Genomic DNA, 6,648 nt, shown 5'->3' on the forward strand with positions numbered 1-6,648 from the left:
TCTTGCCTGCGAGGCATTCATCCCCGGAGAAGACGCCGGTGACCTGGCCGTGGTAGCGGTCCAACATGGCGAGCATCTCAAAGGGGAAACGACGTGCTGCAGGGTCTCCGCTCAGCTGCCACCAGAGGGCCGCGGCCTTGACGGCCATGGCGGTGTTCACCACGTGTTTGGTCCATTTCCACAGGCCACGGCGCGGCGTGGGCACTGTCACATCCTCTTGCCGATACAAAGTCGGGTAGTCAAACCCCTGCTGGTGATGCAGGCGGGCAAGCTCCAGGAGCCAGGCCTCCCCTGTGTGTCGATAGGCGTAGTAGATGGGGATGAGGTTTTCGAACCAGCGGAAGCGCCCCCAGTTGTAGAGGGGGTAGGTGGTCAGGTGCTGGTGCATTGTCTTCAGACAGCGGACTACTGCCCCCAGGGCACGTTCATCCCCGGTAATCTCGTGGTACTGGACCAAAACCTTGTTCATGAGCATGAATGCCCAGAGGTCGTACTTTTGCAGTCCCCCCTCGGCAGGCGGAACAAAGGGTCCATACCAGCCATCGTCCCTCTGCCCTGCCAGGATTTGTCCCACGCGCCTTGTCGCCTTTTCCTGAAGTCGGGGGTCCTCAAGCAACCAGGCGAGGGGGATGAGGCCATCCAGCCAGTAGGGGGCGCGCTCCCATCCTTCCGCGTCGCCGCCGAACCACTTGCTCTGGGCCACGTCCGGCCAAAACTCATCCAGGTGGCCGGTGAGCCCCTCTGCTTGGATGCCCAGCTGGGTGCGAAGCCAGCCCAAGGGACGAACTGCGCCAAGTGGCACGGGTGTGAGCAGCGGAGGGCGCACGGTTTTGCCCCGTGGGGCGCGCCAAGGCACCCGGTTGGGTGCGGCGGAGAAGCTGGCCCCTGCCGCTGACCCGAACAGTGTAGCCATCATACCTGCACCCATGCAGTTCATGAACCCACGCCGGTCCATCATCATCACCGGTTTCCTCCTTCGTTGCCGCGCAGCCCTAATCCCCGCAGTAGTAGCCGATCATGCGCGCGATTGCTCGCTCGCAGACGACACAGAATTTGTCTTCGGGGCTCGAGATCATCAGGCAGTACATCATGGGGCGGTAGAGCCCCTTGGACGCATATCCTGCTCCCTCGAACACCCCCACTTTGTCACGGAGGTGGGCGTACTGGGCGCGCACGTTCTCCATCTCGCGATCAAGGTGCTTCAGCTCTTTCTGGTAGCGGGCGCGAATCTTGTCCTGGGTGTCAGGTCGTGCACCAGCCTGTGCGGCCTTTTGCAACTCCTGGGTCATGGCCTTGAGAGTTTTCTGCCGCTCGGCCTGCAAACTATCTAGACGCTCCTTGCCCCACACAGTGGGAAGCGCAATACCTGGCGATACCAGCTCCTTCCACTTCAGAAGCTCAGGGCTCAGAAAGGCGGTGATATTGGGCTCCAGAGGCTCCACACCTGCCGGATAGAACTCGTTGTAGGAGACCTCGGAGGCATAGTATTCATCCGCAAGCCCGGCAAATGAGTGCCCCAGTTCGTGCAGGAAGACGCGCTTACTCGCGGGGTTGTCAACCGTGGTGATGCAATAGTCGTTGTAGATGCCACCTCCCCCGTAACGGGCACTATTGACCAGCACCACGATGGCCTCGTAAGACACTTGAGCGGCCAGCGAACGGAGCAGCCAGTTTTCTTCGGTCAGCATGTAGCGGTCCAGATCGAAAGCATTGAAGGAAGCGTTCAGTAAGGTTCGCCTGAAGGAACCCTGTCGCGGCTCATCCATGCCTGACTCCGGGGATGGTAGGAAGAGCCCGCGAACATTGATGCGGTGGCGATACTCCGCATAGGGGGCGGTGGCAAAGAGCCACCCCGTGAAGCGATCTACGTCAGCGGCGAACTTTTCGCGCTCCGCTAGGGTGTAGCCCTCGGCGATGAAGACAAAGTCTACGCAGCGCTCCGCAGCTCCCACTACATGTGCCTCGTGCACCTCTGCCAGGGTTGTGCCCGATTCGCGGATGATATGGTAGTCATTGGGGTCAACCGTGGTGCTGAATAGCACGTGCGGGATGTTCTTCTTGTCCCGCGCCTCGATGACGAACAGCGCAGGGTACTTGGGAAACGGCACGCGCACCGAGCGCTGGAACACTCGTTTCTGCCCCTGCAAGGCGGGGGTAGTGGTCTTGTACTCGCCAAACATACAGTCAAAGCCGCGCGCGTAGATCAAGCGGTTGGTGGCAATGTCATAGAGCTTAACCGTGTAGCGCCCGTTATTGAAGGGGTCAATGAGCGCAGTTCTGGTCTCTGGCCAGGTTGGCTCCTGGTGCATCCGCTGGAGGGTGATGAATTCCTCCCTGGCGTCGCCTACCTGGCAGAGGTCCAAGCGGAGCGCCTTTTCGGCGAAAAACTGTTCAAAGGCGACAGGTGTTTGGGCCAGCAAGGCATAACAACCCATTAGCGTCAGGCTTGCCAAGAACGCGGCTCGTGCACGCATAGCAATCAGCTCCCAGAAAATTGTGCGACACTTGTCCTGGTCATTTGGGGGCGGCACATCGTGACCGGGACGGTAGCTGCAAGTACAGAGAACGGACCAGCTCGTAGAGGCGCGTGGCGAAGGAGATAACCTGTGGCTCCTCGTACCCACTGCCCTGGTAGTACTGAGGTGGTCCAATCGAGATCATTCTTTGGTACGGATGAATGGCGACTGGTACTACCGGCAGGCGCACGCCTGTGCGGTCACGGTACATCTGGCAAAGGTGGACGAAGCCGAGCTTGAAGGGATACATGTTTGTCTCTGGGTCCATGACCAGGGCGGGGTCCTCCGGGAAGATGACGATGTGCGCGCCCCGCATCAGGAGAAACAGGCTGCGACGGAAGGCAGCGCCGGTCCAGGTGCTGTGCAATTCCACTGGGATGCAGCCAATCCCCCTGAGCAGCGGCACGGTGACGGTGGTGATGAGCTTGGCCAGGGCGCGCCCAGTCCATCCCTCGAGATGGAGGGTGGGACGGACGAATTGCTGATAGAGGTACGCGGGTGAACGCCGGCAATCGGTGAGGTCGGCTATCACCCAGGGGTGGAAGCGCAGTGGGAGGGAGAAAAAGAGCATCACCGGTCCAATACTGCCCACATGATTAGCTACTATCAGCGAGGGGCCGCCTTTAGGAAGGTTGGTCCCGCCCAGCACGTCATAGCGGAAGAAAAGGCGCAGGAGGCGCAGGCTTTTGTAGAGGGTGTCCGACAAGCAGGGTCCTTTCACTGTCAGCCTGGCTTGGTCGACCTTGGCAGGGTCGCACTGCCGTCCGCCGTTATTGGCGCTCATATCATAGCAAAAAAAGAGGACAGACGCAAGCAAATTCTGCGCGCTGGCTACAGCAGGTCCGGCTCTGCTATGGTTCCCCTGAATGTGGTGTTGCAGGACGCGCTGATGGCTCGGCTCACCGCAGAGTAGTAGAAGGTGATGAGTACCCACACCCAGGGAAGTTTCACTTGACAGGGAAGTTGATTTTGCTTACCTTTGATGCAACTATTGCGCCGTCCATGTGCGCACAGGAGAAGAGCGGTGGCAGACGAGGAGAAGCGGCATAAAGGGGAAATGAGCACCATTGCCGCCCGCAAGGCCGACCACCTTGAGATCTGTTTGTCGGAAGACGTGAGCTTTCGCACGGTGCGCAGCGGCTTTGAGCAGATTCAGCTCATGCACTGTGCGCTGCCAGAGGTGGCCTTGGAGCAGGTGGACACGAGCACTACCTTCTTGGGTAAGACCCTTTCCATGCCGCTCATGGTCACGGGGATGACGGGAGGGTTTGCGCGGGCCGAACAAGTGAACACCGCCCTGGCGCAGGCGTGCCAGAACCAGCGGGTAGCGCTTGGATTGGGGAGCCAGCGACAGCTCTTGGAGAACCAGGAATACGTGCGCAGTTTCAGTGCCGTGCGCGAGGTGGCGCCTGACATACCCCTGGTGGGCAACATTGGCGCTGCACAAGTGGCCCGAGCTCAGGGGCTCGCGGCGGTGGAAACGATCATGCGGCTGGTGGAAATCGACGCGCTGGCCGTGCACCTGAACCCTCTGCACGAGGCGTTGCAGCCAGAGGGCGATACCGACTTTAGCGGCGTGCTGGCTGGGCTCCAGCAACTTGTCGAAGAGCTCCCCGTCCCAGTTATCGTTAAGGAGACGGGGGCTGGTATTTCTCGCGAAGTGGCCCTCCGCCTGGCGGACATCGGCATCCGCTACATCGACGTGAGCGGTGCCGGCGGCACCTCCTGGGCGGCGGTGGAATATTATCGCGGGGCAGACCCTCACCTGGCCGAAGAGTTCTGGGACTGGGGCATCCCCACTGCGCTGTGCTTGCAGGAGTTGCGCGCCATTGCAGACTTGCACCTGATCGCTTCTGGCGGAGTGCGGGGTGGGCTTGACATGGCGAAGGCGCTGGTCTTGGGGGCGGAGATGGCCGGGGCCGCAGCGCCCTTCCTGCGCGCCCTGTTCCAGAAGGACGGACTGTCGCTTGAGGAACTCATCCAGAGGTGGCGCCAGGAGTTCCGTTTGGCCATGTTCCTGACCGGCTGCCGCCAAGTGGCGATGCTGAAGCAAGTCCGCTACTTCAGCAAAGCCGACTTCATGAGGGGCCAATGAGCGCGCTTGAGAAGAAGGCGGCCTATCTGCGCCAGTTAGTGGGGGCGTATTTAGAGGAAGCGTGTGCCTCTTCCGAACCGGCGCTGCTGTACGAGCCAGTGCGCTACCTCATCGAGAGCGGCGGCAAGCGACTGCGGCCCCTCCTGCTCCTGTTGGCAGCTGAGGCAGTGGGGGCCGATGTGCAGGAGGTGGTTCCGGCGGCGGCGGCGATCGAGCTGCTGCACACTTTTACCCTGGTACACGACGACATCATGGACCAGGATGAGACGCGGAGGGGCCGGCCCACCGTGCATGTCAAGTGGGATGTGGGGACCGCTATTCTTGCCGGCGACGGACTCGTGGCCATGGCCTACCATGCCCTGTTCAGCAGAAACTATCCTCGCCTGGTGGACATGGCCCGTGTCTTTACCAAGGGCATAGTCGAGGTCTGTGAAGGGCAGGCGCTGGACAAGGAGTTCGAAACGCGCTCCAGCGTGGGGATGAATGAGTACATGACGATGATTCGCAAGAAAACGGCGTGCCTGTTTGCCACTGCCTGCCAGGTGGGCGCGCTGGCTGGGGACGGAACGGACGAACAAGTGGATTCCCTGGGGCAGTACGGGACGCATCTGGGCATCGCCTTTCAGGTGCAAGATGACCTTTTGGACCTGTCATCCTCTGTCGCTGTATCGGGCAAGCCAAGGGGAAGCGACCTTGCTCAGGGGAAAAAGACGTTCTTGGTGGTGGCAGCAGAACCGGTGATGAGTGCGCAACAACGTGCATGGCTTGCTGGTCACTTTGGCCGCCACCTACCCGGCGAGGAACTGGACGAGGTGGAAAGGCTGTTCCGATCGCTCGGTGTGGTCGCCGAGGCTGAAGCCGTGGTGAACAAAGAGCTGGAATTGGCACGGCAGGCGCTGGGCCCGTTGCCTCCTTCGGAGGCGGTGCAAGCAATGCTTGAACTGAGCCACCAACTCGTGGCCCGCGTAGCATAGCAACTGGCAGCGAGAAGCCTTCGCCATTGTCTGTTCGGCAAGAAGTGCGCGTACCTAGCCGAAACGAACGTGCGACATCGCAATGACCCAGGAGTTTCTGCTCATTTGTCTGCTTGGGGGGATAGTCGCAACCGACACGACTGCTGCGTTCCAGGTGCTTGTCTCTCACCCTCTGGTCGGCTGCACTGTAGCTGGACTGCTGCTTCGGGATGCGCAGCTCGGACTGAGTGTGGGTATTTTGTTAGAGCTTTTGTGGTTGGCGGAGGTGCCGGTTGGTGGCGTCCGCACCAACGAAGGCAATGTGGGGGCCTTGGTGAGTGCGGCGGTTCTGATCATGCTTGCAAGGAGGATGCAGAGGCCCGAAGTGCTACTCTGTGGCTCGCTTCTTTGGGGCTTGGGGGTGGCTTGGGCAGGCGGATGGTTGGTGCGAGGGTGCCGGCGGATCAACACCGTGCTCTTGCACCGCGCGGACGCTTTTGCAGCGCGCGGAGACACGCGCGGCGTCTCATTGTGCCACGCGCAGGCTATTGCCCTTTCCTTTGTGGCCGGTGTAGTCCTTACGGGCTTCGGCGTGCTGGCGGGTACGAGGGTGCTCGCTCACGTGGTTAGCATGGTGCCGCCCTCAGCCGATAGGGCCTTTGCGTTGACACCGGCGGTGGTGTTGGGAGCAGGCCTCGGTGCGGTCGGTGCGCTCCTGCTCAGGCGGAAAAACCTATGGGCGCTGGCGGTGGGCCTTTTTGCCGGGCTGCTCCTGCTGCGATGAGGGTTGCCGACCCTATGCGCGAGCTGGTACGTGCGGTCGATCTGTGGCGCGTTTGGTGGCGTTCTTTCTTCATCCAAGGCTCATGGAATTTCGAGCGCATGCTCGCTCTTGGTTTCTGCTCTGCCTTGATCCCCATTGCCAGGAGGGTCGCCGGTACACAAAGTCAGCGGGCGGCCTTTTTGCAGCGCCACCTGCAGTTCTTCAACACTCACCCCTACACCGCATCGTGGGTGTTGGGCGCAGTGGCCAAGTTAGAGCAGCAGGCCACAACGCAGAAATGGCCGGATGACCGCCCCATCA

The 6,648-nt window shown here is 60.9% G+C and carries 7 protein-coding genes; 4 read left to right on the top strand and 3 right to left on the bottom strand.

Annotated elements, in window-relative coordinates:
- The 3 genes from ONB25_15015 to ONB25_15025 all read right to left on the bottom strand — a co-directional run.
- Positions 1 to 961: glycoside hydrolase family 127 protein (locus tag ONB25_15015; protein MDZ7394196.1), on the bottom strand; the 961-nt coding region annotated here is incomplete at its 3' end.
- Positions 962 to 992: 31 nt separating this feature from the next.
- Positions 993 to 2,474 (bottom strand): M64 family metallo-endopeptidase, encoded by a 1,482-nt coding sequence (locus ONB25_15020; protein MDZ7394197.1) that lies wholly within the window; start codon positions 2,472 to 2,474, stop codon positions 993 to 995.
- 40 nt (positions 2,475 to 2,514) lie between these two features.
- On the bottom strand, positions 2,515 to 3,237 hold the full coding sequence (locus tag ONB25_15025; protein MDZ7394198.1) for a 1-acyl-sn-glycerol-3-phosphate acyltransferase: 723 nt from the start codon (positions 3,235 to 3,237) through the stop codon (positions 2,515 to 2,517).
- Positions 3,238 to 3,540: 303 nt separating this feature from the next.
- Between ONB25_15025 and fni the strand changes: the two genes are divergently transcribed.
- The 4 genes from fni to ONB25_15045 all read left to right on the top strand — a co-directional run.
- Complete coding sequence (gene fni, locus ONB25_15030; protein ID MDZ7394199.1) at positions 3,541 to 4,611, top strand: type 2 isopentenyl-diphosphate Delta-isomerase; 1,071 nt, start codon at positions 3,541 to 3,543, stop codon at positions 4,609 to 4,611.
- Complete coding sequence (locus tag ONB25_15035; GenBank protein ID MDZ7394200.1) at positions 4,608 to 5,585, top strand: polyprenyl synthetase family protein; 978 nt, start codon at positions 4,608 to 4,610, stop codon at positions 5,583 to 5,585. Before fni ends, ONB25_15035 begins: the two co-directional genes overlap by 4 nt.
- 82 nt (positions 5,586 to 5,667) lie before the next feature.
- Positions 5,668 to 6,348, top strand: coding sequence for a PTS sugar transporter subunit IIC (locus tag ONB25_15040; GenBank protein MDZ7394201.1), 681 nt, complete (start codon positions 5,668 to 5,670; stop codon positions 6,346 to 6,348).
- 14 nt (positions 6,349 to 6,362) lie between these two features.
- Positions 6,363 to 6,648 (top strand): PTS system mannose/fructose/sorbose family transporter subunit IID (locus ONB25_15045; GenBank protein MDZ7394202.1); only part of this gene is annotated, 286 nt, incomplete at its 3' end.

This window comes from candidate division KSB1 bacterium (genome assembly GCA_034506335.1).
Classification (GTDB): domain Bacteria; phylum Zhuqueibacterota; class Zhuqueibacteria; order JANLFK01; family Oleimicrobiaceae; genus Oleimicrobium.

Excerpts from the sequence above, each read along its gene's own strand:
- ONB25_15020 (MDZ7394197.1), bottom strand. The coding sequence starts at position 2,474 with ATGCGTGCACGAGCCGCGTTCTTGGCAAGCCTGACGCTAATGGGTTGT.
- ONB25_15035 (MDZ7394200.1), top strand. The coding sequence starts at position 4,608 with ATGAGCGCGCTTGAGAAGAAGGCGGCCTATCTGCGCCAGTTAGTGGGG.
- ONB25_15040 (MDZ7394201.1), top strand. The coding sequence starts at position 5,668 with ATGACCCAGGAGTTTCTGCTCATTTGTCTGCTTGGGGGGATAGTCGCA.